At 58.3% G+C, this 24,784-nt stretch carries 23 protein-coding genes; 13 read left to right on the top strand and 10 right to left on the bottom strand.

Features of this window, described 5'->3' with window-relative positions; all coding sequences use genetic code 11:
• The first annotated feature begins 32 nt into the window (after positions 1–32).
• From I9184_RS15795 to I9184_RS15830, 8 genes are all read left to right on the top strand, one after another.
• Complete coding sequence (locus I9184_RS15795) at positions 33–992, top strand: dihydrodipicolinate synthase family protein (RefSeq protein WP_171118193.1); 960 nt, start codon at positions 33–35, stop codon at positions 990–992.
• The gene (locus I9184_RS15800; protein WP_171724633.1) at positions 983–1,915 is read left to right on the top strand and encodes a proline racemase family protein; all 933 of its coding nucleotides are present in this window, start codon (positions 983–985) and stop codon (positions 1,913–1,915) included. The genes I9184_RS15795 and I9184_RS15800 overlap by 10 nt, the downstream gene beginning before the upstream one ends.
• A gap of 66 nt (positions 1,916–1,981) precedes the next feature.
• Entirely contained in the window at positions 1,982–3,232 is a 1,251-nt protein-coding gene (locus tag I9184_RS15805; protein WP_209835112.1) for an FAD-binding oxidoreductase, read from the top strand.
• A gap of 15 nt (positions 3,233–3,247) precedes the next feature.
• Positions 3,248–4,351: a cis-3-hydroxy-L-proline dehydratase gene (locus I9184_RS15810; RefSeq protein ID WP_171724635.1), complete on the top strand. Its 1,104-nt coding sequence runs from the start codon at positions 3,248–3,250 to the stop codon at positions 4,349–4,351.
• Between the two features lie 7 nt (positions 4,352–4,358).
• Complete coding sequence (locus tag I9184_RS15815; protein ID WP_209835113.1) at positions 4,359–5,384, top strand: proline racemase family protein; 1,026 nt, start codon at positions 4,359–4,361, stop codon at positions 5,382–5,384.
• Between the two features lie 190 nt (positions 5,385–5,574).
• Positions 5,575–6,255 carry a GntR family transcriptional regulator gene (locus I9184_RS15820; RefSeq protein WP_171636564.1) on the top strand — a complete coding sequence of 227 codons (681 nt, stop codon included), beginning with the start codon at positions 5,575–5,577 and terminating at the stop codon, positions 6,253–6,255.
• Between the two features lie 71 nt (positions 6,256–6,326).
• Positions 6,327–7,841, top strand: coding sequence for an aldehyde dehydrogenase (NADP(+)) (locus I9184_RS15825; RefSeq protein ID WP_209835133.1), 1,515 nt, complete (start codon positions 6,327–6,329; stop codon positions 7,839–7,841).
• 332 nt (positions 7,842–8,173) lie between these two features.
• Positions 8,174–9,688, top strand: coding sequence for a malonyl-CoA synthase (locus I9184_RS15830; protein ID WP_209835114.1), 1,515 nt, complete (start codon positions 8,174–8,176; stop codon positions 9,686–9,688).
• Between the two features lie 88 nt (positions 9,689–9,776).
• On the opposite strand, the gene katG is transcribed toward I9184_RS15830, so the two are convergent.
• Positions 9,777–11,957, bottom strand: a complete 2,181-nt coding sequence (gene katG / locus I9184_RS15835) for a catalase/peroxidase HPI (RefSeq protein ID WP_209835115.1) — start codon at positions 11,955–11,957, stop codon at positions 9,777–9,779.
• A 107-nt stretch (positions 11,958–12,064) separates the two neighbouring features.
• On the opposite strand from katG, the gene I9184_RS15840 reads away from it, so the two are divergent.
• Positions 12,065–12,997: a hydrogen peroxide-inducible genes activator gene (locus I9184_RS15840; protein WP_209835116.1), complete on the top strand. Its 933-nt coding sequence runs from the start codon at positions 12,065–12,067 to the stop codon at positions 12,995–12,997.
• 51 nt (positions 12,998–13,048) lie between these two features.
• On the opposite strand, the gene I9184_RS15845 is transcribed toward I9184_RS15840, so the two are convergent.
• Positions 13,049–13,630, bottom strand: coding sequence for a peroxidase-related enzyme (locus tag I9184_RS15845; protein ID WP_171636574.1), 582 nt, complete (start codon positions 13,628–13,630; stop codon positions 13,049–13,051).
• Positions 13,631–13,782: 152 nt separating this feature from the next.
• Between I9184_RS15845 and I9184_RS15850 the strand changes: the two genes are divergently transcribed.
• Complete coding sequence (locus tag I9184_RS15850; RefSeq protein ID WP_209835117.1) at positions 13,783–14,886, top strand: hypothetical protein; 1,104 nt, start codon at positions 13,783–13,785, stop codon at positions 14,884–14,886.
• Between the two features lie 3 nt (positions 14,887–14,889).
• On the opposite strand, the gene I9184_RS15855 is transcribed toward I9184_RS15850, so the two are convergent.
• From I9184_RS15855 to I9184_RS15870, 4 genes are read right to left on the bottom strand one after another with little or no spacing between them, the layout of a single operon-like run.
• On the bottom strand, positions 14,890–15,939 hold the full coding sequence (locus I9184_RS15855; RefSeq protein ID WP_171636578.1) for an aromatic ring-hydroxylating dioxygenase subunit alpha: 1,050 nt from the start codon (positions 15,937–15,939) through the stop codon (positions 14,890–14,892).
• 5 nt (positions 15,940–15,944) lie between these two features.
• Positions 15,945–16,280: a carboxymuconolactone decarboxylase family protein gene (locus tag I9184_RS15860; protein WP_171636580.1), complete on the bottom strand. Its 336-nt coding sequence runs from the start codon at positions 16,278–16,280 to the stop codon at positions 15,945–15,947.
• An 11-nt stretch (positions 16,281–16,291) separates the two neighbouring features.
• A complete protein-coding gene (locus tag I9184_RS15865) occupies positions 16,292–17,050 on the bottom strand; it encodes an amino acid ABC transporter permease (RefSeq protein ID WP_171118222.1) in 759 nt (252 codons plus the stop codon).
• 9 nt (positions 17,051–17,059) lie between these two features.
• Entirely contained in the window at positions 17,060–17,800 is a 741-nt protein-coding gene (locus tag I9184_RS15870) for an amino acid ABC transporter ATP-binding protein (RefSeq protein ID WP_171614720.1), read from the bottom strand.
• Positions 17,801–17,922: 122 nt separating this feature from the next.
• Between I9184_RS15870 and I9184_RS15875 the strand changes: the two genes are divergently transcribed.
• Positions 17,923–18,693 carry a transporter substrate-binding domain-containing protein gene (locus I9184_RS15875; protein ID WP_171636582.1) on the top strand — a complete coding sequence of 257 codons (771 nt, stop codon included), beginning with the start codon at positions 17,923–17,925 and terminating at the stop codon, positions 18,691–18,693.
• 54 nt (positions 18,694–18,747) lie between these two features.
• Here I9184_RS15875 and I9184_RS15880 read toward each other — a convergent pair whose 3' ends face one another.
• The 3 genes from I9184_RS15880 to I9184_RS15890 all read right to left on the bottom strand — a co-directional run bounded on the left by I9184_RS15880 (position 18,748) and on the right by I9184_RS15890 (position 21,085).
• On the bottom strand, positions 18,748–19,356 hold the full coding sequence (locus tag I9184_RS15880; protein ID WP_171636584.1) for an XRE family transcriptional regulator: 609 nt from the start codon (positions 19,354–19,356) through the stop codon (positions 18,748–18,750).
• A 78-nt stretch (positions 19,357–19,434) separates the two neighbouring features.
• Entirely contained in the window at positions 19,435–20,574 is a 1,140-nt protein-coding gene (locus tag I9184_RS15885) for an aminotransferase class I/II-fold pyridoxal phosphate-dependent enzyme (protein WP_171636586.1), read from the bottom strand.
• A gap of 40 nt (positions 20,575–20,614) precedes the next feature.
• Positions 20,615–21,085 (bottom strand): DnaA N-terminal domain-containing protein, encoded by a 471-nt coding sequence (locus I9184_RS15890; protein WP_245218160.1) that lies wholly within the window; start codon positions 21,083–21,085, stop codon positions 20,615–20,617.
• A gap of 696 nt (positions 21,086–21,781) precedes the next feature.
• Here I9184_RS15890 and I9184_RS15895 point away from each other — a divergent pair.
• Positions 21,782–23,089 (top strand): AAA family ATPase, encoded by a 1,308-nt coding sequence (locus I9184_RS15895; protein WP_171118234.1) that lies wholly within the window; start codon positions 21,782–21,784, stop codon positions 23,087–23,089.
• Positions 23,086–24,195, top strand: coding sequence for a ParB N-terminal domain-containing protein (locus tag I9184_RS15900; RefSeq protein ID WP_171636590.1), 1,110 nt, complete (start codon positions 23,086–23,088; stop codon positions 24,193–24,195). The genes I9184_RS15895 and I9184_RS15900 overlap by 4 nt, the downstream gene beginning before the upstream one ends.
• Before the next feature lie 366 nt (positions 24,196–24,561).
• Here the strand turns inward: I9184_RS15900 and I9184_RS15905 are convergent.
• On the bottom strand, positions 24,562–24,784 hold a 223-nt coding region (locus I9184_RS15905), incomplete at its 5' end, for a hypothetical protein (protein ID WP_209835119.1).

Genomic DNA, 24,784 nt, shown 5'->3' on the forward strand with positions numbered 1-24,784 from the left:
GGCCCCCAGAAACAACGAGGAAGATCACCTTCATGTCCAAGAATATCTTCACCGGCACCATGCCAGCCCTGATGACCCCGTGCAAAGCCGACCGGACCCCGGACTTCGATGCCCTGGTGAAAAAGGGCAAGGAAATGATCGAGGCCGGCATGTCGGCCGTGGTGTATTGCGGTTCGATGGGCGACTGGCCGTTGCTGTCGGATGCCGAACGTATGCAAGGTGTCGAACGCCTGATCGACGCCGGCCTTCCTGTCGTCGTCGGCACTGGTGCGATAAACTCGAAATCTGCCGTAGCGCTGGCCGCACATGCGCAAAAGGTCGGCGCGGCAGGGCTTATGGTCATCCCACGTGTGCTGTCGCGCGGATCGTCCATCCCGGCACAGCGCAACCACTTCAAGGCAATCCTGTCAGCCGCGCCGGATATCCCGGCCATCATATACAACAGCCCCGTCTACGGCTTCGCCACCCGCGCTGATTTGTTCCTGGAATTGCGTGCAGATCATCCGAACCTTGTCGGGTTCAAGGAATTCGGAGGCAAAGGCGACCTGCGCTACGCCGCGGAACACATCACCTCGAAAGATGATCAGGTCACGCTGATGGTGGGCGTGGACACCGAGGTTTATCATGGCTTCGTCAACTGCGGCGCCACGGGCTCGATTACAGGTATCGGCACCGCCCTGCCCAAAGAAGCATTGCTGCTGGCCGCCCTGTGTCAGAAAGCGGCGGCGGGCCACGCCGAAGCGCGCCTGCGCGCGCGCGAGCTTGAAGAAGCCTTTGGCGTGCTGGCCAGCTTTGACGAAGGCACCGATCTGGTGCTGTACTACAAGCACCTGCTGGTCTTGAACGGTGAAGAGGAATACCGCTTGCACTTCAACGAAACCGACGAGCTGACGGATGCCCAGCGCAACTATTGCGAACAGCAATACAAACTGTTCCGCACCTGGTTTGCCGACTGGTCCAGCCAGGGCGGGGTCATCGCTGAATGCATGTGATCGACAGCCATACCGGAGGCATGCCCACGCGGGTCATCCTGAACGGCGGCCCCGATCTGGGGTCGGGCCCGCTGGCCGAGCGCGCGCAACGCCTGGCCACCGAGCACAAGGCTTTCTACAAATCGGTCCTTCTGGAACCACGCGGTCAACCCGGCATGGTCGGGGCGCTTCTGGTCGCCCCGGAAACGTCCGGCTGCGAAACCGGCGTGATCTATTTCGATGCCGACGCCGTTCTCGGCATGTGCGGTCATGGCACCATCGGCCTTGGGGTCACTCTGGCCCATCTGGGCCGGATCGGTCTTGGGACGCACAGGGTCGAAACGCCGGCCGGCGTCATCTCGGTTGACCTGTTGGACGCCAATACGGTGCGCGTCACCAATATCGAAAGCCGCCGGGTCAAGGCTTCGGTGTCGGTTGACGTCGAAGGCCATGGAAAAGTGACCGGCGATCTGGCCTATGGTGGCAACTGGTTCTTCATTGTCGATCCCAGCCCGATGGACGTGACGCCCGGCAACATCCGTGCCCTCACCGATCTGACCATTGCAATTCGCAAAGCCTGCATCGACCAGAACGTGCGTGGCGAGAACGGGGAACCGGTGGACCACGTGATCTTGCAGGACAAATCCCCGGACAAAGACGTTCACAGCAGGAATTTCGTCCTGTGCCCGGACGATCAATATGACCGATCGCCGTGCGGGACCGGCAGTTCGGCGCGTCTGGCCTGTCTGGCGGCGGATGGGGTTCTGGTTCCGGGGCAAGAGATCGTGCAGGAAAGCGTGATCGGCAGCTCTTACCGGCTGAGCTATCAGCCCGGTCCCAACGGCGGCGTCATTCCGACCCTGACCGGGCAGGCGCATATCATGGCCGAGGGCACATTGATTTTCGCGCAGAACGATCCGTTTCGCGGTGGGATCCTTCTTTGACAAAATTATCGGGGACTGGCGCAATCCAGCCCCCGGAACCGAGCCACAGTTTGAGAAGATCTGGCCATGCTGCAAGACAACCCGACGGATATCGTTGTGATCGGTGCCGGTATCATCGGCATCAGCACCGCACTTGAATTGCAAAAACGCGGCCGGCGCGTGCTGGTGCTGGATCGCGAAGGCGTTGCAGCCGGGGCGTCAAAGGGCAACGCCGGAGCCTTTGCCTTTACCGACATCGCGCCATTGGCCACCCCCGGGATCATGCGCAAGGCTCCGAAATGGCTGTTTGATCCGCTGGGTCCGCTTTCAATTCCACCCTCCTACGCTTTGAACATCGCGCCGTGGATGCTGCGGTTCTGGCGGGCCAGTTGGCAGGATCGCTATGCTGCGGCCTTGTCTGCGCAGGCTGCTTTGATGGATCACAGCCGCACGGCGCTGGAACGCCAGATCGCGGATGTCGACGGCCAAGCGCTGATGCAACGCGACGGCCAGTTGCAGGTGTTCGAGGGTGAAGGTGAATTCCGCGCCAGTCTGCCCACATGGGACAGGCGCAAGGATCACGGCATCCCCTTTGACCTGCTGGACAGCCCCGACGCGATTGCGGAAATCCAGCCCGGGCTTGACCGACGATTTACCCATGCGGGTTTTACGCCCACCTGGATGAACACGGTCGATCCGGCCAGCTGGACAAGACATTTGGCCACCCGGTTCACCGCCCGTGGCGGTCAGGTCGAAATCGCGACAATCAGCGCGCTCACGCCCATGGATGCGGGCGTTCGCCTGACGACTTCGATCGGTGAAATTGATGCAAGACAGGTGACCGTGGCTGCCGGGGCGTGGTCTCATCACTTGGCGAAAACCCTGGGCGATCGCATCCCTCTGGAAACCGAGCGCGGGTACAACACGACCCTGCCCCAAGGGGCCTTTGATCTGCGCACCCATCTAACATTCGGTGGCCACGGCTTTGTGGTGACGCGGATCAACGGCGGCGTGCGCATCGGTGGCGCGGTCGAGTTGGGCGGGCTGGAACTGCCACCCAATTACAAACGCGCCGACGCGCTTCTGGCAAAGGCCGGGCGCTTCATGCCTGGCCTGAACTTGGAAGGCGGCACGCAATGGATGGGCTTTCGGCCGTCACTGCCCGACAGTTTGCCGCTGATCGACCGCTCGGCGCGTGCGCCACAGGTATTTTACGCCTTCGGACATGGCCATCTGGGTCTGACGCAATCCGCAGGCACGGCGGAACTGGTCGCGGATCTGGTCACGGACACAAAGCCCGCGCTCGACATGAAGCCTTTCGCATCCACACGCTTCTGATCAGGAGAACACCTTATGAAAATCACTGCACTGAACGTATATCAGGTGGATCTGCCGCTGAAGGAAGGCCGCTACAGCTGGTCCAATGGCAACTATGTCGAGGTCTTCGACAGCACCGTTCTCGAGATCATCACGGATGAAGGTCTCAAGGGGTATGCCGAATGCTGCCCGCTGGGATCGGCTTATCTTCCGTCCTTTGCCCTGGGCGTCAGGGCCGGACTGGCGGAATTGTCGCCACATCTGATCGGGCAGGATCCGCTGAATATCGGCCAGATCAATCGCACCATGGATGCAGCCCTGCGTGGCCACCCTTATGCCAAGGCGCCTGTTGATATTGCCTGCTGGGATCTGCTGGGCAAGGCGACCGGGCAACCCCTTTACACCCTGTTGGGCGGCGACGCGCAACAGGACGTGGTGCTGTATCGCGCGATCAGCCAGGAAGCACCGGAAATCATGGCGCAAAAGATCGAAGGTTATGCGGCCGAAGGCTATACGAAGTTTCAACTGAAAGTGGGCGGCGACGCCAATGACGACATCGACCGCATTCACGCCACCCGCGCGGTTCTGAAAAAGACCGACCTGCTGGTGGCGGATGCCAACACTGGCTGGACCCGGCACGAGGCCGCGCGTGTCGTAGGCGCCATCGCGGGCATGGATGTCTATGTGGAACAACCCTGTTTGACCTATGAGGAATGCGTGTCGATCCGCCGGCGCACCGCGCTGCCCTTCGTGATGGATGAGGTCATCGACACGCCCAACACATTGGTCCGCGGCATAGCCGAAGACGCCATGGACGTGATCAACCTGAAAATCTCCAAGGTAGGAGGTTTGAGCAAAGCAAGGCTGATGCGCGATCTGTGCGTCGCGCATGGTATCCCGATGACCATCGAAGACACTTGGGGGGGCGATATCACCACCGCCGCCATCGCTCATCTGGCGCGGTCGACACCGTCCGAGTTCACGTTCTCGGCCACCGATTTCAATTCCTATGGTACCGTGGACATCGCCGAAGGCGCGCCAAAGCGTGTCAATGGCCAGATGACCGCAGCAGATCGTCCGGGTCTGGGCGTGACACCGATCTTCGACGCGCTGGGTGCCCCCGTCGCGCAATATAGCTGAGGTAAACATGCGCAGCAGAAAAACCGTACATGTGATCTCGGCCCATGCCGAAGGTGAGGTTGGAGATGTCATCGTTGGGGGTGTCGTCCCACCGCCAGGCGACACTCTCTGGGAACAGCGAAGCTTCATTGCGCGGGACCAGACCCTGCGCAACTTTGTTCTGAACGAACCACGCGGCGGTGTGTTCCGACATGTCAACCTTCTGGTTCCGCCAAAACACCCCGAGGCAGACGCCGCCTGGATCATCATGGAACCCGAAGACACGCCGCCCATGTCGGGGTCCAACTCGATCTGTGTCTCAACCGTGTTGCTGGATGGCGGGATCATTCCAATGCACGAGCCGGAAACCCACATGGTGCTCGAGGCACCGGGTGGGCTGGTCCGGGTACGTGCGGAATGCCGCGATGGCAAGGCACAACGCATCTTTGTCCAGAACCTGCCCAGCTTCGCCGACAAGCTGTCCGTCCCGCTTGAGGTATCCGGACTGGGCACGATCACGGTAGACACCGCCTATGGCGGCGACAGTTTCGTGGTCGTCGATGCGCAGGCGCTTGGGTTCACAATCGTCGACCACGAGGCCCGCGACATAGCCCGGCTGGGGGTAAAGATCACAAACGCCGCCAATGAGCAGCTTGGATTCTCGCATCCCGAGAACCCGGACTGGGATCATATATCGTTCTGCGCCTTTTGCGGCCCGTTGAATGAAACGGAAACCGGTCTGAGCGGCAAGTCCGCCGTGGCAATCCAGCCGGGTAAGGTCGACCGTTCGCCGACGGGCACCGCAGTGTCCGCGCGCATGGCGCTGATGGCGGCCAAGGGGGTGATGAAACCCGGCCAGACCTTCGAGGCTGTCTCGATCATCGGATCACGTTTCACCGGGCGGATCATTGACACTGCGCAGGTCGGTGGCCGCGCGGCGATCGTTCCTGAAATAAGCGGTCGCGGTTGGATCACCGGAATTCATCAGCACATGTTGGACCCCGCAGATCCATGGCCCGGTGGATATCGCCTGTCTGACACCTGGGGTGTTTGATGTCAGCAGGCACGTTTTTCAAAAACGGAGAAGTCTGAAGATACGCGTCCTCGTTACGGTTTCATCATCAGATTCAGGCTTTTTCCAAATCTCGGACAGGATTCGAACATGGGTCGAAATCCAAGTTCGGCTTGGAAAAGTTGGTGATTACGGGTAATTGTATCCAAAAAACCGTGGCGGGATATTGGAAATGGCAGGAAAACGCGCGATCACGAAACAAAGCCTACCGGACGTCATCGCAAATGATCTGCGTGAACGTATCCTGAGCGGCGAACTCGCCGAGGGTGAAACGATCCGGCAGGAAGCACTGGCCGAGGAATATGATGTCTCTCGCATGCCGATCCGCGAGGCGCTGAAACGCCTGAATGCCGAAGGTCTGGTGCAATGGGCCAACAATCGCGGCGGCTCGGTGACCAAGCATTCCCTCGACGAAATCGGTGAAATTTTCGATCTTCGCATCCTGATCGAAGTCGATCTGTTCCGCCGGGCCATCCCGAATATGGGCCCAAGGGAATTTGCGCGTTGCGACGAAATCCTCAAGCAGATGGAAGCGTCATATGATGAAAATGACGTCGGCAAGTGGGGGATATTGAACTATCAGTATCACTCGGCGCTTTATGCGGCATCACAGCGGAAGCTGACCAACGAATTGCTGGACCGCGTCAACCTGCAATCGGATCGCTATGTCAGGATGCACCTGAGCGTGATGAAACAGCGCGAACCCGCAAAAAAGGAACATCGTGATCTGTTGCGGCTAGCCCGGGAAGGCAATGTGGACAAAGCCTGCGAGGTCTTGGCGCAGCATATTCGCCGGACCAAGGAACAGCTTCTGGAAATGATCGCCTCGAAGCGCGGGACAGACGAACCCTAGGGCGGTCTTGCATGTCCTGTCATTTTGGATACATTATCCATAGTCTGGACATCCCGAAATACGAGGCCCAAATGACCTTTACTCCGCATGGCAAACATCTGATCGCCGGCAACTGGCTTGCCGGTGACGATTTCTTTGCATCACAACCCGCACATGGGCCATCGCATGACTTTTCGAAAGGTCGAATTTCAGACGTCGACGCCGCTGCGCAGGCCGCGGAAGAGGCGTTTTGGAGCTATGGCTATTCCACTCGGGAAGAACGCGCCGTCTTTCTGAACGCCATTGCCGACGAGATCGAAGCGCGCGCCGATGAAATCACCGAGATTGGCACTCAGGAAGCCGGCCTGCCCGAGGCTCGGCTGCAAGGTGAACGGGGCCGCACGTCGGGGCAGCTGAGGCTGTTCGCAACGCATATCCTCAGCGGCGATTATCTGGACCGGCGCCACGACAGCGCGTTGCCGAACCGTGCACCCCTGCCCCGGCCCGATCTGAAAATGATCCAGCGCCCGATCGGCCCGGTCGCTGTGTTCGGCGCATCAAATTTCCCGCTGGCATTTTCCACCGCCGGGGGGGACACGGCCGCCGCACTGGCTGCCGGCTGCCCGGTCGTCGTCAAAGGCCACGGCGCCCATCCGGGCACCGGCGAGATCATCGCCGAAGCCATCCTTGCGGCCATCCGCCGTTGCAACATTCATCCCGGCGTTTTCAGCTTGATCCAGGACGGAGGACCGGCTGTGGGTTCAGCCTTGGTGCAGCACCCTCTGATCAAGGCGGTCGGGTTCACCGGATCGCTTGCGGGCGGTCGCGCCCTGTTCGACCTGTGCGCCGCGCGCCCCGAACCGATTCCGTTTTTTGGTGAGCTTGGATCGGTAAACCCCATGTTCATTCTGGACGCGGCACTGGCAAACCGGGGTGAAGATATCGCCAAAGGCTGGGCCGGCTCGCTGACGATGGGCGCTGGTCAGTTCTGCACCAACCCGGGCGTCGTTGTGATGCCGGCAGGTGAAGCAACGGACCGTTTCGCCGAGATCACACAGACCGCATTGACCGAAGTTCCGGCGCAGACCATGCTGACCGACGGCATCGCCAAAGCCTATCGCAACGGTCAGACCCGTGTTGCTGAAACCGCTGGCGTTCACGAGGTTCTGGCTTCGAGATGCGATCAGCGCAATGCGACCCCTTTCCTTTACCGAACAAGCGCCGCAACCTGGCTGGCCAACACGTCCCTCGCGGAAGAGGTGTTCGGCCCGCTGGCCATCATCGTGACCGCCGAGACACCCGACGAAATGTACGACGTCGCGCGCGGATTGCACGGGCAGTTGACCTGCACCCTGCATATGGACGAGGCCGACATGGGCATGGCGCGGTCCCTGTTGCCGATCCTTGAACGCAAAGCCGGGCGCGTGTTGGCCAATGGCTTCCCCACAGGGGTCGAGGTATGTGACAGCATGGTCCATGGCGGCCCCTACCCGGCTTCGACCAATTTCGGAGCCACATCCGTGGGCACATTGTCGATCCGGCGTTTCTTGCGTCCTGTCTGCTATCAGAATCTGCCGGATGCATTGCTGCCAGAACACTTCTCATAGGGAAATCAGTCGACACGCGCCGATACTCTAAAAGCACGATGCGCAGCAGGGTGTCGGCGGGTGTAACTGCCGAGCCTCAGGGGAATGAGGCACACGCCTCTGGATTCAATTGCACAGTTTCATTTGGGTAACAGTGCTTTTGTTCATTCTGTTCAGGGCAACGCAATCACGGCCCCATCCGTTGGCACTTTGGTGAACTGCCTGTATGAAATGACCCGTGTTGCCCAGTTCCAAGACCAATTCGCCACGACCCATGAGATGATCGCCTCGTTCGAGATCAATTTCCTCGCTGCATCCACCTCTCTTTTCATATCTCAAGAAAGGTAAACCTGATGGCTAACCCTCTGTATGAAGGCCTGTTCGGCATCCACGCCGGCAAAGGCACACCTTTTTTGCAGTTGCTGGACGGGACAACGATCTCTCACCAGGATTTCCTCGGCAAAGCGGCGCAGATTGCGCATGTGGCCACGCATCTGGGCCTGAATCCCGGTGACCGCGTTGCGGCGCAGGTTGAAAAAACCCCCGAGGCGCTGGCGCTTTATGCTGCCTGCGCCCAGGCCGGTCTGGTGTTCCTGCCGCTGAATACCGCCTACACGGTCGATGAATTGACCTATTTCATCGAAAACAGCGGGGCCTCGCTGATTATCTGCGACACCGAAAGAGAAGGAAAACTCACCCCTGTCGGCGCGCAGCTGGGCGCCCGGGTTGAGACGCTGAACGCGGATGGCACCGGGTCTCTGACAGATTTGGCCGCGACCATGCCGACACGTTTCGAAACCGTCGCCCGCGATGGCGAGGATCTGGCAGCGTTCCTTTACACGTCGGGAACCACAGGCCGGTCCAAGGGCGCCATGCTGACCCAGAACAATCTGCTGTCGAACGCACGGACACTGGTCAAGGAATGGCGCTTCACCTCGCAGGATGTGCTGCTGCATGCCCTGCCGATCTTTCACACGCACGGGCTGTTCGTCGCGACCAATATCATGCTGGCCGCAGGTGGATGCATGATCTGGCTGCCGAAATTCGATCTGGACCAGATCATCGACAAATTGCCCAGTGCCACGTCGATGATGGGCGTCCCAACCTTCTATACGCGCCTGTTGGACGACCCGCGTTTTACCAGGGAACTGGCCACCCATATGCGCCTTTTCGTTTCCGGATCGGCACCGCTGCGGGCGGAAACCCATGTGCAGTTCGAAGAACGAACGGGTCATCGCATCCTTGAACGCTATGGCATGACTGAAACCAACATGAACACGTCAAACCCATATGACGGCGAGCGGCGCGCCGGAACGGTCGGGCACGCGCTGCCCGGGGTCGAACTGAAGATCTGTGATTCAGACGGCAATACCCTGCCTGCGGGCGAGATCGGCACAATTGAAGTGCGCGGGCCCAACGTCTTCAAAGGGTATTGGCAGATGCCTGAAAAAACCGCTGCCGAACTGCGCGACAACGGCTTTTTCATCACCGGCGATCTGGGCCGCATCGACGAGGATGGGTACGTCCATATCGTCGGTCGCAACAAGGATCTGATCATTTCGGGCGGCTACAACATTTACCCAAAAGAGATCGAGATGGTTCTCGATGATCAACCCGGTGTTCTGGAAAGCGCCGTGATCGGCGTGCCACATCCCGATTTCGGTGAAACGGTTGTTGGTGTCATCGTGGCAGAGCCCGGCCAGACCCCTGATCCGGAGGCGATAACGGGCGCGGTCCGCGAAGGTCTGGCCCGGTTCAAGCATCCGCGCAAGCTGATCGTTCTGGATGAACTGCCCCGCAACACGATGGGCAAGGTTCAAAAGAACATTCTGCGTGACCGATACAAAGATCTCTTCATGACCGTGTGAGCGAGCCTCGGCAAAGCGGGGATCAGCGGATGCAGCCCCCTGAAAAGAAAATCAGGCGAGGGTGTCCCCGCCTGATTTACTACATGATTCAGGCAACCAGATCGAACCGGTCGTTGTTCATGATCTTGGTCCATGCCGCCACAAAGTCGCGCACGAACTTCTCGGCGTTGTCGTCCTGGGCGTAGACCTCAGCATAGCTGCGCAGGATCGAGTTCGAACCGAAGACCAGATCTGCGCTGGTTGCGGTGAACTTGACCTCACCCGAGGCGCGGTCGCGCAGTTCAAAGGTGCCTCCGTCAACCGGATGCCAGCTCAGCGACATATCCGTCAGGTTGACGAAAAAGTCGTTTGTCAGTTGGCCCAACCGGTCGGTGAAGACGCCATTCGGCGATCCGCCATGGTTGGCACCCAGCACACGCAGACCACCGACCAGAACGGTCAACTCGGCCGCGGTCAGACCCAGCAGTTGCGCGCGATCCAGCATCATCGCCTCTGGCGAGACCGCGTATTCCTTCAGCTGCCAGTTGCGGAACCCGTCCGCCAGCGGCTCAAGTACCGAGAAGCTGTCCACATCGGTCTGCTCGATCGACGCGTCGCCGCGACCGGCCGAGAACGGAACCGCCACGTCAAAGCCTGCGGCCTTGATCGCCCGCTCAAGCCCGACATTGCCCGCCAGAACGATCACGTCGGCAACCGAGGCGCCGATTTCCGCCGCGATCGGCTCCAGCACACCCAGCACTTTCGCCAGACGTTCGGGTTCGTTGCCCGCCCAGTCCTTTTGCGGCGCCAGTCGGATGCGCGCCCCATTTGCGCCGCCACGCTTGTCCGAACCGCGGAAGGTTCGGGCACTGTCCCAGGCGGTGGTGATCATCTCGGCGATGGTCAGACCGCTGTCTGCGATCTTGGCCTTGACGGCATCTATGTCGTAATCTGTCGAACCAGCCGGGATCGGATCCTGCCAGATCAGATCTTCTGACGGCACGTCCGGGCCATAATAGTTGACGCGCGGACCCATGTCGCGGTGAGTCAACTTGAACCAGGCACGTGCAAATGTATCGGCAAAATAGTCCGGATCCGCCATGAATTTCTGACAGATCGCGTTGTAGGTCGGGTCGACCTTCATCGCCATATCCGCATCGGTCATCATCGGCATGCGACGAACAGTGGGGTCGGTCGGGTCGACCGGCTTTTCGTCTTCGGGCATGTCGACGGGCTGCCACTGATGGGCACCTGCGGGTGATTTTCCCAGTTCCCACTCGTAACCGAACAGGTAGTCGAAATAGCCCATGTCAAATTTCAACGGCTCTTTCGTCCACGCCCCTTCGATCCCCGAGGTAAAGGCGTTGGCCGCTTTACCGTTCTGATCAGGGTTTTCCCATCCCATACCCTGGCTGGACACGGGGCAGGCTTCGGGCTCGGCGCCGATATTGTCACCGGGTATCGCACCATGGGCTTTGCCGACGGTATGACCCCCGCAGGTCAATGCTGCGGTCTCTTCGTCATTCATCGCCATACGCGCAAAGGTTTCACGGATATGCAGCGCGGTTTTGGCCGGATCCGGATTGCCGTTCACGCCTTCGGGGTTCACATAGATCAGGCCCATATGCACCGCACCCAGAGGGTTTTCCAGCGTGCCGGGGGTTTCCAGATCGCCATAGCGTTTCTCGGACGGGGCCAGCCACTGGTTTTCCGACCCCCAGTAAACATCTTTCTCGGGGCCCCAGATGTCTTCGCGACCAAAACCGAAACCAAAGGTCTTCAATCCCATGGATTCATAGGCCACCGTGCCCGACAGAACGATCAGATCGGCCCAGGACAGCGCGTTGCCGTATTTCTTTTTCACCGGCCACAGCAGACGGCGGGCTTTGTCCAGGCTTGCATTGTCCGGCCATGAATTCAGCGGCGCGAACCGGATGTTGCCCGAACCGGCGCCACCTCGACCATCCCCCAGACGGTAAGACCCGGCCGAGTGCCACGCCAGACGGATCATCAGCCCGCCATAGTGACCCCAGTCAGCCGGCCACCAGTCCTGGCTGTCGGTCAGCAACGCCTCGACATCGGCACGAACTGCCTTGAAGTCCAGCCCCTTGACCGCTTCTCGGTGATTGTAATCCGCATCCATCGGGTTGGTGCGCGTGTCGTGCTGGCTCAGAATGTCCAGGTTCAGCGCATCCGGCCACCACTTGGTGACGGAATTGCCCGTTCCAGTATTGCCGCCATGCATGACGGGGCAGCCGCCGGATTGATGATTGTGGGGGGTACCGTCCATTGTAAATCTCCTGAGTATTTACCTAGGGGTTCAGATATCTTGACTCGTACCGCACAGCTTCGATAATTGGAAATTTGTAATTACTATCGTTGCGATTAGTTTTTCATATGAAAACACTGACCCTCAAACACCTGCGCTATTTCGAGGCGCTCGCCACGCATGGCCACTTTGGCAAAGCGGCTGCGGCCAGTGCGATATCGCAGCCCGCGCTTTCCATACAAATCAAAGAGCTGGAGGCAATCATGGGTGGGCCGCTGGTCGAACGCGCGGCCCGGCAAACCCGCCTGACAGCACTTGGCGAAGACGTGCTGAAACATGGCCGCGAAATCCTGACCCGGGTCGAGGATTTGGGGAAATTGGTGCAATCTCCCTCGGGCGCCCTGTCCGGCCGCATCAGAATCGGGGTCATTCCCACGGTCGCGCCCTATCTGCTGCCCTCGATCATCAAAGCTCTGTCGCAGCGTTTCCCACAACTGACCATCGAACCCAAGGAAACGATAACCAAGACGTTGATCGGCGAAATTCTGGATTCCAAACTGGATTTCGGTGTCGTTGCCCTGCCCGTCTCGGAACCCAAACTCCGAGAGTTCTCGCTGTTCAACGAAGATTTTCTGCTGGTTCGCCCGGCGCAGGATGCCAACCTGCCAATGCCAAGTTCCTCGCAGCTCAGAACCATGCGCCTGCTGTTGCTGGAAGAAGGGCATTGCTTCAGGGATCAGGCCCTGTCCTTCTGTTCGATCCGCAATATCGAACCGCAGCACATCATGGAGGGCAGTTCGCTTTCCACACTGGTTCAGATGGTCGGCGCCGGCATCGGTGTGACCCTGATACCGGAAATGGCGGTCGGGCTGGAAACCCGATCCGCGGATGTGTCCATTGCCCGGTTTCAGGACACGCCGCCGACGCGGACGATTGGTCTGATCTGGCGAAAGACCAACCCGCTCAGCGAAAACCTGTTGAAGATCGGCGCGATCATCCGCAAAACAGCCGAAGAAAACACGTGGGGCGTGAAACCGCCTCAGCCTGAAACAACAGGCTGACCCGCCCGAAACGATGTTCCTCGGCACGAAGGCCAGACCCGGCGCAACCCGTCAGTCGTCACCTTTGTAATAGCCGATCACATCATTCTCGGTCGTTGCACCCAACCCGTTCAGCAACCGGTTTGAATAATTAAAATAGGCGCAGACCTGATTGACCTCCAGGATCTCGCCATCCTCACAGCCTGCAATCTTGAGCGCTTCGAAGTCGGACTTGACCATTTTGCCAACATCCGTCGTCAGCTTGGCGGCATAGCGCAGCAGCGCCAGTTCCTTGCCCTCGAATTCATCCTCGGGCCGATGCGCCTTGAGCGCGACGAAAATCCGGTCGCTGCGCGGCTGGTCCTTCAGCAGGTTGCGCACGTTCATGAAGTGATGGGTCAGTGAATAGGTGCAATCGTTCAGGATCGAGGTATAGCTGGCGACAACCTCGAGAAACCAGAATGGCAACCGGTTGTCATCAGAATGCAGGACCGAACGGTACAGCGTCACATGCCCGTTCATCGTTTCGGGCCGCAATGAATGCACACGCATAACCGTGTCCACGGTGCCATGAGGGGTGCGGGCCTTGTCCAGCAGCTCTTTCAGGCGGCCGTTGGCCTTGTCGTCCGAGATCATCTCGATCCAAGCGCTCATTGCTGTGTCTCCTGTCCTGTTCGGGCTCAGCTTATGTACCAAGCCCACAGGCATGTCAGTTAATTTTTTTCTTAAGGTGAAATTTTTCTGGATCACAGAAACGTGAAAGATGTAAAATATCAGCGCGAGGGATTTGTTGAGGATCGACGCGAATGCACAGTCCAGAGCTTATGGCGGGTGCCGAAAATCTGTTGTTCAGATGCGGTGGCCTGACGGCGGGCGACCAGTTGCTTGTGGTCTGCGAAGATGCGGCCAACGGGTATTACGATGCCGAGATCACCGAGGCTATCGTGGACTGCGCCCGGGAAAACCGGATCAAGACCGCAGTTCGAACCCTTGCATTTGATCCCATGGGTTCATCGCTGCCAGCGGATCTGAAAACGGCGATGGAAGCGGCGGATCGCACCTTGTTTCTGTCCCGCACCGGCGATCAGATTCGTTTCGACGCAGGAATGAGGGACGTTCGACCCATCATGTCATATGCGCTGGACGCCGGAATGCTGGCCTCGGGTTTTGGGCGCGCCAACTACACCGGGTTCGTTGAACTGAAAAACGCGGTCAACCGGCTGCTGGCCAGTGCCGGGCACATCCACGTAACCTGCCCATTGGGCACCGACTTCGCTGGCCCCGGCGCCGCCTTCCCCCCAGCAGGTGCCGCGGATGTCAGCGTGGCGCGTTTTCCGATGTCGGTCTTTGCCCCGGTTCCCGTGCAGGGGTTTTCCGGAGTGCTGGTTCAGGACGGGTTTCTGGTCGGCACTGGTTCGAAATTCTACGAACCATACGGCTGTGATCTGCGCGAACCGCTGACCATACGGTTCGAAAACAACCGCCTGACCGGCTTTGAGGGCCATCCCATGGATGTGCATTGCGCGCAGATGCATTACGAAAAAGTCGGCAAGATGTTCGACCTTGACCCCCTGACCATGCATTCCTGGCACGCAGGCATCCACCCGGGCTGCGCCTACACGACCCCGGCCCGAAGCAATTTTGAACGTTGGAGCGGGTCGGCCTTTGGCAATCCGCGTCTGCTGCACTTTCACACATGCGGGCATTACGCGCCGGGTGAGATTTCGCTGAACGTTCTGGACCCGACGATCCGGGTGGATGGCGTTGCGATCTGGGATGCCGGTGTTCTCCGGGCCGATCTGTTGCCCGGTGGGGCTGAAATTCTCGACCGGTATCCCTGCATCAAAGCGGTGTTCGACGCCCCGGCCCGACACGTGGGCCAGGGCGCGAACGGGCGCTTGTCGGCCTGATGATCAGCCGGCCTGCTGCGCGATCAGCTTTGCAACCCGTGCGCGAAACCGCATCGCGCCTGCGTCCAGCCCGAGGTTGATATAGCCGGTCTTGCGCCGCGCCATGCCGGTTTGAACGTGTTCCAGAACCTCTTTGTCCTCGTTGAAAGCCATGACCGCGCCTTCGAACATGCGCTGCGACATGGCTGTGTCATCCGCGTGCATGTTGCGGTGCTGGAACCAGAAATACCGCGATGTTTCCGCATCGACCGGTGTGATGAAGTTGTACGAAATATTGACAAAGGCATTGGGCGACATCGGCCGGTCCGCCCCTCCTTCTCCGGCCGGAGTGTAAATGGACATGTTGATCGCAGTGGACGGCAGACGGCATTCGTAATGCTGCTTGCGGTCGCAACTTGGCCCGAACGGCAGTATCGGCGCATAGTAGGGCGGCGCGGGTTCATCCGCGATCCAGCGCGAAACAATGACGCCGCTTTCGGTTTCTTCAAGATCCAGCGGGCGGTTGTCGGTTCCCGCCCCGGCAAACGAGGTCAGATGCACCCAGGCCACATGGCTTGGATCCAGAAGGTTATCGATAATGTAAAGGTAGTGGCACGCCATCTCCATCGCACCGGTCCGGGTCTTGCCCCAAGACGGGCTGTCGAAATTAGGGATGTCGATGATATCGTCTGTGCTGGCTTTGTCCGAATCCCCCATCCAGAGCCAAAGAAATCCCCAGCGGTCTTCGGCCGGGTATGCATGCACGGCGGCGCGGCGCGGAGGATTGTCCAGCTGTGTCGGGGCGCTGACACATTCACCGCCGCAGCCGAATGTCAGACCGTGATAGCCGCAAACCACATGATCCCCTTCGATGGTGCCCCGAGACAGCGGCAGCTTTCTATGCGGGCAAGCATCCTCCAACGCGATCGCTTTGCCCGCTGTGTCACGATAGATTACGATCTCATCGCCCAGCATTCGCACGGCGCTCAGGCTGCGGCCAAAATCCTCGGACCGTCCGGCGACGTACCAGCTGTTGCGAATAAACCCCTCTGCTCCGGCCAGATCAGGACGCATGTTTCTTACTCCGAAAACTCATCAAAAGCCTTGAGCGCCTTGGCGCTGTAGGCATAGGACGGCCCCCCGCCCATATAGGTGGCCATGGCCAACGCCTCGCACATTTCTTCGCGGGTGGCGCCCAGCCGAACCAGCGAACGCACGTGGAATCCGATGCAGCTGTCGCAGCGGGTCGCGATCGCAATGCCGAGCGCCATGAACTCTTTGGTTTTCTCGCTCAGCGCCCCGTCAGTCTTGGCCGCCTTGCCCATGATGCCAAAGCCGCGCACGGTTTCCGGCACTTCTTTCGAGAAGGTTCCGATATTGGCCTCGGTCTCGGCCATGAAATCTTTCCAGTTCATTTCTTCACTCCTTATCCGCGCTCGTCCGCGCCCATGCGACGCTCCAGCCAGCGCACCCCGGCTGAGATGATCAAAACCAGGATCAGGTATTCAAAAATCAGCAGGGTATAGATTTCCAGCGGGCGGTATTCCGTCACCACCAGTTCATTCGCACGGCGGGTCAGTTCCTGCATCCCGATGACGCTGGCAAAGGCGCTCATCTTGACGATGTAGATGAACTGGTTTGCCAAAGGTGGCAGAATGCGCCGGATCGCCTGCGGCAGGATCACATAGCGCATGGTCTGCACATAGTTCAGCCCGATGGTCTGCGCCGCCTCGCGTTGTCCACGCGCAATGGATTGAATACCTGCGCGATAGATCTCGGCCGTAAAGGCGCTGTCTGAAATCGCCAGCGTTATGATTGCCCCCCAAAAGGGATCGATGGGGATGTTCAGACCCATCGACTGAAACACGATGGGCAAGCCGTAAAACACCCAGAACAGCATCGGCAACAGGGGAATGGCGCGGATGAACTCCACGTAAACCCGGTTCACAACCCGCCAGCCACGTTTTTCGGACAATCCCGGCAGGGCGACCAGCAATCCGATGACGATCGACAGAACGGCGGCGATCAGGGAAATCTGGATCGTCGCGCCCATCCCCGAGATCAGGAATTTCACATTGGTCCACCCCGAGGCCGTGGTCGGATCGATAACGTACCAGCCCCAGGTCTGTGACGACGAACAGCCTGCCAGCAGAAGCAGAGGCAATATGAGAAGAAGTTTTTTCATCGGCCGCTCTCAGTGTTGCAGGATCTGGGACAGGAATTTGCGACACCGATCGGACTGAGGATTGGTGAAGAAATGTTCGGGGTTGCCTTCTTCGACGATTTCACCGGCATCCATGAAGATCATCTTGTCGGCCACCTTTCGGGCAAACCCCATCTCATGCGTGACAACCACCATGGTCATCCCCTCATTGGCCAACTCGACCATCACGTCCAACACTTCCGAGATCATCTCGGGGTCCAGTGCCGAGGTCGGCTCGTCAAACAGCAGAACACGCGGCTCCATGCACAGCGACCGGGCGATGGCGACGCGTTGCTGCTGACCACCCGACAACTGAATGGGCTTTTTGTCGGCCTGATCGGGAATGTGCACCCGGTCCAGATAGTGACGTGCTTTTTCCTCTGCCTCTTTGCGGCCGAGACCGCGCGCCTTGATCGGGCCCAAAGTCAGGTTTTCCAAAACGGTCAGATGCGGGAACAGGTTGAACTGCTGGAACACCATTCCAACCTCGGACCGGATCCTGGCCACGGATTTCTCGTCATCCGTCAACTCGATCCCGTCTACGCGGATGGTTCCTTTCTGATGTTTTTCCAACTGGTTGATACATCGCACAACGGTGGATTTTCCTGACCCGGAAGGCCCGCAAATCACCACCTTTTCGCCGCTGTTGACCGTCAGATTGATGTCCTTGAGAACGTGAAACGTGTCGAACCACTTGTTCACGCCCACAAGTTCGATTGCGGCGTCTGGCATAAGATGAACTGCCCCTGTTTTTAGTCCCAGTATAATATTTTCTTGAGGTTATCTTTCCCTTTGGGCTTAAATCAATGAAGAATACGGCCACAAGGTAGAAATGCCACCAACGGGAGAAACCGATGAACACATTTTGGAAAGCTGCGGCAGCCGCTGCGCTTGGACTTGTCTTGTCAGGCGCTGCGCAGGCGCAATCTGCACTGAACGAGGTGCTGGATTCCGGCGTGCTCAAGGTGGGCACCACGGGCGATTGGAATCCCATGTCGCTCCGCGACCCTGCAACCAACAGCTACAAAGGGTACGACATCGACATCATGAACGAGTTGGCCGCCGATCTGGGGGTCGAGGTCGAATATGTCCCCACCGACTGGAAAACACTGGTCAACGGTGTGGTGGCAGGCAAGTATCACCTGACCGGATCGGCATCGATTTCGCCACCGCGCATGAAGGTCGCGGGCTTTTCCGACAGCTATATTTCGGTGGAACTCTTCCCCTATACGACCAAGGACAAGGCCGACCAATTCGACGGTTATGACTCGATCAACCAGCCCGGAGTAAAAGTCGCGACCACCCTGGGCACAACGTTCGAAAAGCGCGTCCGCGAATGGTTCCCGAACGCAGAAATCAAGGTGGTCGAGGCCCCGGCCCGCGGTTTTCAGGAAGTAATCGCAGGACGCGCGGATGTCTTCATTACGTCGAACATCGAAGGTTCGACCCTCGAGGCGAAATTTCCGGTGGTACGCGTGAAGAACGCAGGCCCGCGTTCGCCGTCACCCATCGCGATGATCCTGCCACAGGCCGATCAGGTGTGGATCAACTATGTAAACAACTGGATCGAAGTCAAAAAGGCGCAAGGGTTCTTCGAGGAAAACCGCAAGAAATGGGGTCTCTGACTCTTCTCGGATCACCTTGATTCCCAAACGCCCGGCCCGGTCGCCGGGCGTTTTTCAGTTGTCGCCCGACACGGCCTTGGCAACCACGGTGACAAAGCTGACCGTGTCAGTTTTCAACTCCAACGGCCCATGAGTGGCGTTTGAATCAAAACTCAGACTGTCGCCCGGCCGCATGTGATAAGCGGCTTCACCGCAGCCATAGACCATCTCGCCGGCGGTGACGTGGATGAATTCGACACCCTGATGTTGGTAAAGCGGGCGTTCGTCCAGCGGACCTTCCAATGTAACGCTGAAACTCTCGAAACTGACATGTTTCGCTTCCGCCCGACCGATCAGCTTATAACTGTGCCCGAAACCGGTGCCCAACCGTTGCACGGTTACACCTTCACCCGCAGCCACAAATGACACATCCGTGCGTTCGACCGTGCCGGCAAAGAAGTTGATCAGCGGAACGCCGATTCCGCCGGCCAGGGCCTCAAGTGTCGCCAGTGAGGCTGACACCTGACCGCGCTCGATCTTGGAAATCATCGCCGTGGACACGCCGGACCGCTGAGACAGTTCGGCCAGAGTCAATCCGGCCAGCGCGCGATGCGTTTTCACTGCGGCCCCGACCAGGTGATCCAGCGGCGGTTTTTCGGCGGAAAGCACAGGTGAATCTTCCATTTGCGAAGCCTATCGACACGTATGAAAAAGGCAAAAGAAATGTCACCGAACCACTCGCACCAGTTCGGCGGCAAACTCTCAGCGTCCGTTCAGGATGTCTCCTGTAAGATCATTCAACTTTGCCAACCCGTTGCGCAGATGATCTTCGGGCAGGGCCGAGCTGAACCGAAAATGGTTCTCGACCCCGAACCGTGACCCCGGAATGACCAGCACATCTTTTTCGCGCAACAGGCGCATGCTGAACGCCTCGGATGCGATCGGTAGATTGAACCGCACGAACGACATGGCCGACGCCTGAGGTGGTACAACGGAAAACACCCCCTGATGCCGCGCCAGTTCTTCCGTCAGAACGTCGAACCCCGTGCGGATCAGACAGCGCGCGCGGGCCTTCAACTTGGACCGTGCCGGTTCGGCAAGCGCCTTGTCCGCCAGCTCCATCGACAACATGGATGCCGCGATCGAGGCATATTCGTGCCGCCGCCAACAGTGCTGAATGATGTCTTCGGGCCCAACCAGCCATCCCAGCCTCAGCCCCGGAAGCCCATAGGCCTTGGACATGGAATTCACCACAAGAACCCTGTCCGTACTTCCCCAGAACGAAGGGGTTTCTGTGTCACCTTCCCGCTCGGTTCCGGCATAAACCTCGTCTGAAACGATCCAGGCGCCAACGCGCTCGGCAGCCGATACGATACGGGCGCGATCCGCTTCGGTCAGAATACGGCCCGTTGGATTGTTCGGGTTCACCACATGGATGATGCGGGTCCTGTCATCGACCGCCCGCTCAAGCGCCTCTGCGTCTATGGCCCACTCTTCGGATTCGATCAGATCTACCCAACGCACTTCGTTGCCTAGATTGGCGGCGTTTCCTGAAATCTGTTCATAGGTCGGTCGGAAACACACAACATTGTCGCCGGGCTCCAACAAGGTGTTGGCCACCAGAGTGTTCGCTTCGGTTGCGCCGACCGTGACCAATACCCCATCTGCCGAGGCCCCCGGATACAAGCCTGCGACGGTGTCGCGCAGGGATTGCTTTCCATTGACTTGCGGATAGTCGATCATCGTCTTCAGCAGAGCGCCGAGATCAATCCCGGCCAGTTCTACCAATCCCTGCAACGACATGGGATGAACGCCGCTTTCCGAGAAATTGAAGACCACCCCGTGTTCCGTCTCGGACAGGAACTGTTCGACCCGAAATGGTTGAAAATTTCGGTTGATCATGATGCATCCTTTGCTGGGCCGTGCTGCGCACCTGACAGCCTCAATCGGCTGCGTTTACATGAACCGTTCTGATACTGGGATCGACGCGGCTATAGGCGGCCAGCAAACGTGCCGTCCACTTCTGTGCAATGTAATCAGCCATGAACCGCGAGGGGGCAACCAAAATGACGCGCCCCCCTGCCCTTTCCGACTCGGACAGATGCTGGAACCAACTTGCCCACAACTCGGGATCGCGCCCGTGAAGGATTGACTGCACCTGCGACCAGACATCCTCGGGCTTGGCTTCGGGGGTGTCGATTTCTGGCCCCTGGGGTTTTGCCGCGAAAGGCACGACATTTGTAACGGGCTCAGAATCCTCGCTCATCCGGGCCTGGAAATCGGAACCTATGATCGGCCAGACCTCCTGTGTATCGATCATGATCTGTTTGAGGTCGATTTCATAGACCGCGACCCGACCCCGTGCAGCAGGCCGTTTGACCGTTACCCAACCTAATGCGCGAAATCTGGCCATTTCGCGCTTTACAGTCCTTTCATTCACTGACCAAAGGCGCGAAATTTCTTCGCGCCCAATCGATACTTCGTTGATTCGCCAGTTATATCGTGTCGTAATCAATGCGATGATACGAAGTACGCTGCGTTGCCGATGCTTGTCGCCTGACAACGCATATATGGTGAGCGCAGAAAGTATATCGTATTTTAAGGCCGCCGCGTTTCGCCCGACCGGTTTAGCCAGCTGCATACCCGTTCTCACCGCTTTGTCTGCCTCAGACGGGTGTGTCCCGCCGTTCTTGCGCTGTTTGCCAACGCTTTTCGTCATCTTGGCCTAATTAGCGTCCAAAGCTTCGATTCTGTCAAGAAGAGTCTGAAACAGGTCAGAAAATTGCGCCAATCGAGATCAAAAAATAAAAGAAATCTGGTGAAGTATTGGTGATGGGGGACATTCTATATGACCCCTTATTTGCCTGTTATGTCCCCCTATATGTCGCCGGTCCTGGAAGAATGCCCCCCTAAATACGGTTGAGGACGTGTTGCGAATCGTCACCCTTCTTCTTCTGCACTGCCGAATCGGCGATGGCCTTGCAGGGCCTTGTTTTCTTACCCGTGGGTAAGATTTGAGTTTCATCATATTTTCTTTTGCGTAAAGCGCAAATCGGGCGTAAATAAGAAACGAACATAAATTTACGTTCCAAACAAAGAGACATGAGGCATGTACACGCACGAAGACCTGAATGCATTGCGCAATCAATCTCTCAAACTCCAGGGGTGGATTCGTCAGCAGACCTTTAGCCCGGAGATGGAGAAGACACTCCGCCGGTTTTCGAGCTGGGAAGTGTCCGAGCTGATCTTCCGGGTCAACCAGTCAACCTTTCGCGGAAAGCTGGCCGCTGATCCGTCTCTGCCCGGAGGCGAGGTTGAGCCCGAGGGGCGGCAGCGCTGGTTCAGCCTGGAAGAGGTGAATGAGTTGCGGCGGCGGCTCAAGGTGAACCGCAAGTCCCTCATGCCGCCGCGTCCCGAGGGCAAGCGGGCTATTCGTGCAGCCGTGGCGAACTTCAAGGGCGGGGCGGGCAAGTCAACGGTGGCATTGCATCTTGCGCATGCCGCCGCGCTTGATGGGTACCGTGTTCTTGTCGTTGACTTCGACCCGCAGGCCACGCTGAGCCATTCAATGGGCCTGACCGATGTCGCCGAGGATTACACTGTCTGGGGGATCATGGCGCGTGACCTGATCCGCGAGACCGAGCGCATGAACAACCGGCCTGCCGCGGCCGAGTCCGGCACCGCCCTGCCCCGCCGGGAATTGCCCCCGGCGATCACCGATATGGGGCTTGGAGATCTGCGGATCAGCGATTTCATCAGACGGACGTCTTGGTCCACCATCGATGCGATCCCTTCCTGCGCGAACGCAGCCTTCGTCGAATTTGCCTCGGCACAGTATCGCCACTTGAACCCTGAATGGTCTTTCTTTGCCGCAGTGTCCCGGTATCTGGATCAAATTCCCGACGACGCCTATGACCTGATTCTGTTCGATTGCCCGCCGGCCATTGGGTATCAGTCCATGAACGCGGTGTTCGCGGCAGACATGTTGTACATCCCGTCCGGACCGGGATACTGGGAATACGACTCGACCACGTCCTTTATAGGTCAGCTGGCAGAAGCTTTGGAGGACCTGGCCTACGGGTTCGACAAAACCTTACCCACGGGTAAGATTGGTCTTCCTAAAACCTTCTGCGAGCTGCGGTTCCTGCTTACACGGTACGAGCCCGGAAACGCGTTGCATCTGGCGATGTTCGACGCGTTTCAGAAGGTTTTCGGAGACCACGTCGCCCAGCACCCTGTTGAAATGACCCGCGCGGTCGAACAATCCGGCCGTTTTTTGAGCTCGGTTTACGAGATGGATTACCGAGAGATGACCCGTGAAACCTGGCGTCGGGCCCGCTCGACATTCGACAATGTTTACGAAGAATTCCGGGGAGTGATGCTGTCTGCCTGGGACAAGCTGGAGGATGACGCATGAGCCGCAAGCGCAGAATGTTTGATATCGACCTGCCTGCAATGGATGACATTCCTGTCGGCAAGGTTCCGGACAAGGTTCTTGAAAAGCGGCGGGGCCCGATGGCTGCGGCCATTTCGGAAAATGCCGATGCGCTGCGCGACCAGCAATCGACGGAAGAAACCATTCGAGCAGAAAACGATCGTCTTGCGCATGAACTTGTGCGCCTGCGTTCCGAAGGTCTTGTGACCGAACGCGTAGCACTGGATGACATTCTGTTTGAAAAGCTGACGCGGGATCGCAAACCAGGGCCGGATCCGGAACTGGACGAGCTAAAAGCGTCAATTCAGGAAATTGGATTGTCCAACCCCATCCGACTTGAGCGACGCTCAGATGGACGATTTGAACTGATCCAGGGGATGCGGCGCCTGTCTGCCTATCGGGCGTTATATGAAGAAACGGGCGATGAGTCCTATGCCGGAATTCCAGCGGGAATTTCAGAGGCGGGCGATCTCGACAGCAGCTACCGGCGCATGGTGGATGAGAACCTGATCCGCAAGGATATCTCGTTTGCGGAAATGGGTGCTTTGGCACGCGCGTATGCCGAGGACCCGGCAAATGATTGCCCGGATGTAGACAAGGCGGTGTCCACGCTGTTCAAATCCGCCAGTTACACAAAGCGGAGTTACATTAGGTCATTTGCCAGTTTGCTGATGATGTTGGACAAGGTTCTGAAACATCCGAACGACATTCCGCGCAACGTAGGCGTAGAGCTGAAGCGCAAACTGGATGCAACGCCCGGTTTGGTGCGCCAGGTGAGTGCCGCGGTCATGAGCGAGCCGGACCGTGACGGAGCGCGTGAGGTTGCTATCCTCAGGTCATTTCTGGGCGCGCCGGAAACAAGCGTGGCGAAGAAGGCTCCGGTTGAAAGCGCCGATAAACCACGACGTGCAAAGACCACGTTTCAGGTATCAGGGCGGGCAGGGATCGCCAAGTGCTCGGCATCCAGTGGTCGAATTGAGTTGAGATATGATTTGGACTTTACGCGTGTTGATCGCAGCAAACTTGAGGCGGCAATAGCTGCTTTCATCGATGCTCTTCCCGAGGAAGACGATCTTACCCACGGGTAAGGTTTGGTTTGAAGGTCTGAGAAAAGGCGCCGGTCGAATCCGGCGCCGTTGTCTTGTCGCAAATGCCAGGGCGTTCTCAGCAGTGGATTCCTGCCATATGTCTTCTTGCCTTGAAGCTGTGACCTGAAACCGGCGGGGCAGGGGCTTGAGGTCGAGGCATGTGGAGTCAGCCATTAACGTTGGTTCTGGAACAGTCGGTTTCGCGGAGTGCTGTCGGGGCCTAACATCACGGCGTCTTGTCCGGGTTCGTACGTTCAGGTCACGGTAGGAGCCTCGATTCTGGCTCGAGATTGCAATTTGCAATATGTGACGCGAGAACACGGGTGACATGGCGGCCACTCTGCGCGCAAATCGGCGGGAAATCAATCACATTTGATAAGCGACACTTATCAAGTTTAATTGAAATTTGATGGCATGACGAAAGTAACGATCAAAATAGTCTGTTTTTGCGCGTAAAGCAGGTATGGGGATTGCGACACGATAATTTTTGGGAAACGGTTTCTTGGGTATTGCCAAGTTGTTGACCCGAGCATGGGTTCTGTCGCAAACTTTGTTCCCACCTGTCAGGTCAAGCTTAGTTTTGGTAGCG

Source organism: Ruegeria sp. HKCCE3926, from assembly GCF_017872515.1.
Lineage (GTDB): Bacteria > Pseudomonadota > Alphaproteobacteria > Rhodobacterales > Rhodobacteraceae > Ruegeria.

Coding starts and splice junctions, on each gene's coding strand:
- I9184_RS15845 (WP_171636574.1), bottom strand. CDS start 13,630: ATGAGCGCTTGGATCGAGATGATCTCGGACGACAAGGCCAACGGCCGC.
- I9184_RS15825 (WP_209835133.1), top strand. CDS start 6,327: ATGACCTTTACTCCGCATGGCAAACATCTGATCGCCGGCAACTGGCTT.
- I9184_RS15900 (WP_171636590.1), top strand. CDS start 23,086: ATGAGCCGCAAGCGCAGAATGTTTGATATCGACCTGCCTGCAATGGAT.
- I9184_RS15840 (WP_209835116.1), top strand. CDS start 12,065: ATGAAAACACTGACCCTCAAACACCTGCGCTATTTCGAGGCGCTCGCC.
- I9184_RS15795 (WP_171118193.1), top strand. CDS start 33: ATGTCCAAGAATATCTTCACCGGCACCATGCCAGCCCTGATGACCCCG.
- katG (WP_209835115.1), bottom strand. CDS start 11,957: ATGGACGGTACCCCCCACAATCATCAATCCGGCGGCTGCCCCGTCATG.
- I9184_RS15895 (WP_171118234.1), top strand. CDS start 21,782: ATGTACACGCACGAAGACCTGAATGCATTGCGCAATCAATCTCTCAAA.
- I9184_RS15805 (WP_209835112.1), top strand. CDS start 1,982: ATGCTGCAAGACAACCCGACGGATATCGTTGTGATCGGTGCCGGTATC.
- I9184_RS15870 (WP_171614720.1), bottom strand. CDS start 17,800: ATGCCAGACGCCGCAATCGAACTTGTGGGCGTGAACAAGTGGTTCGAC.
- I9184_RS15855 (WP_171636578.1), bottom strand. CDS start 15,939: ATGCGTCCTGATCTGGCCGGAGCAGAGGGGTTTATTCGCAACAGCTGG.
- I9184_RS15800 (WP_171724633.1), top strand. CDS start 983: ATGCATGTGATCGACAGCCATACCGGAGGCATGCCCACGCGGGTCATC.
- I9184_RS15830 (WP_209835114.1), top strand. CDS start 8,174: ATGGCTAACCCTCTGTATGAAGGCCTGTTCGGCATCCACGCCGGCAAA.
- I9184_RS15815 (WP_209835113.1), top strand. CDS start 4,359: ATGCGCAGCAGAAAAACCGTACATGTGATCTCGGCCCATGCCGAAGGT.
- I9184_RS15880 (WP_171636584.1), bottom strand. CDS start 19,356: ATGGAAGATTCACCTGTGCTTTCCGCCGAAAAACCGCCGCTGGATCAC.
- I9184_RS15865 (WP_171118222.1), bottom strand. CDS start 17,050: ATGAAAAAACTTCTTCTCATATTGCCTCTGCTTCTGCTGGCAGGCTGT.
- I9184_RS15850 (WP_209835117.1), top strand. CDS start 13,783: ATGCACAGTCCAGAGCTTATGGCGGGTGCCGAAAATCTGTTGTTCAGA.
- I9184_RS15890 (WP_245218160.1), bottom strand. CDS start 21,085: ATGGCCAGATTTCGCGCATTAGGTTGGGTAACGGTCAAACGGCCTGCT.
- I9184_RS15875 (WP_171636582.1), top strand. CDS start 17,923: ATGAACACATTTTGGAAAGCTGCGGCAGCCGCTGCGCTTGGACTTGTC.
- I9184_RS15860 (WP_171636580.1), bottom strand. CDS start 16,280: ATGAACTGGAAAGATTTCATGGCCGAGACCGAGGCCAATATCGGAACC.
- I9184_RS15810 (WP_171724635.1), top strand. CDS start 3,248: ATGAAAATCACTGCACTGAACGTATATCAGGTGGATCTGCCGCTGAAG.
- I9184_RS15820 (WP_171636564.1), top strand. CDS start 5,575: ATGGCAGGAAAACGCGCGATCACGAAACAAAGCCTACCGGACGTCATC.
- I9184_RS15885 (WP_171636586.1), bottom strand. CDS start 20,574: ATGATCAACCGAAATTTTCAACCATTTCGGGTCGAACAGTTCCTGTCC.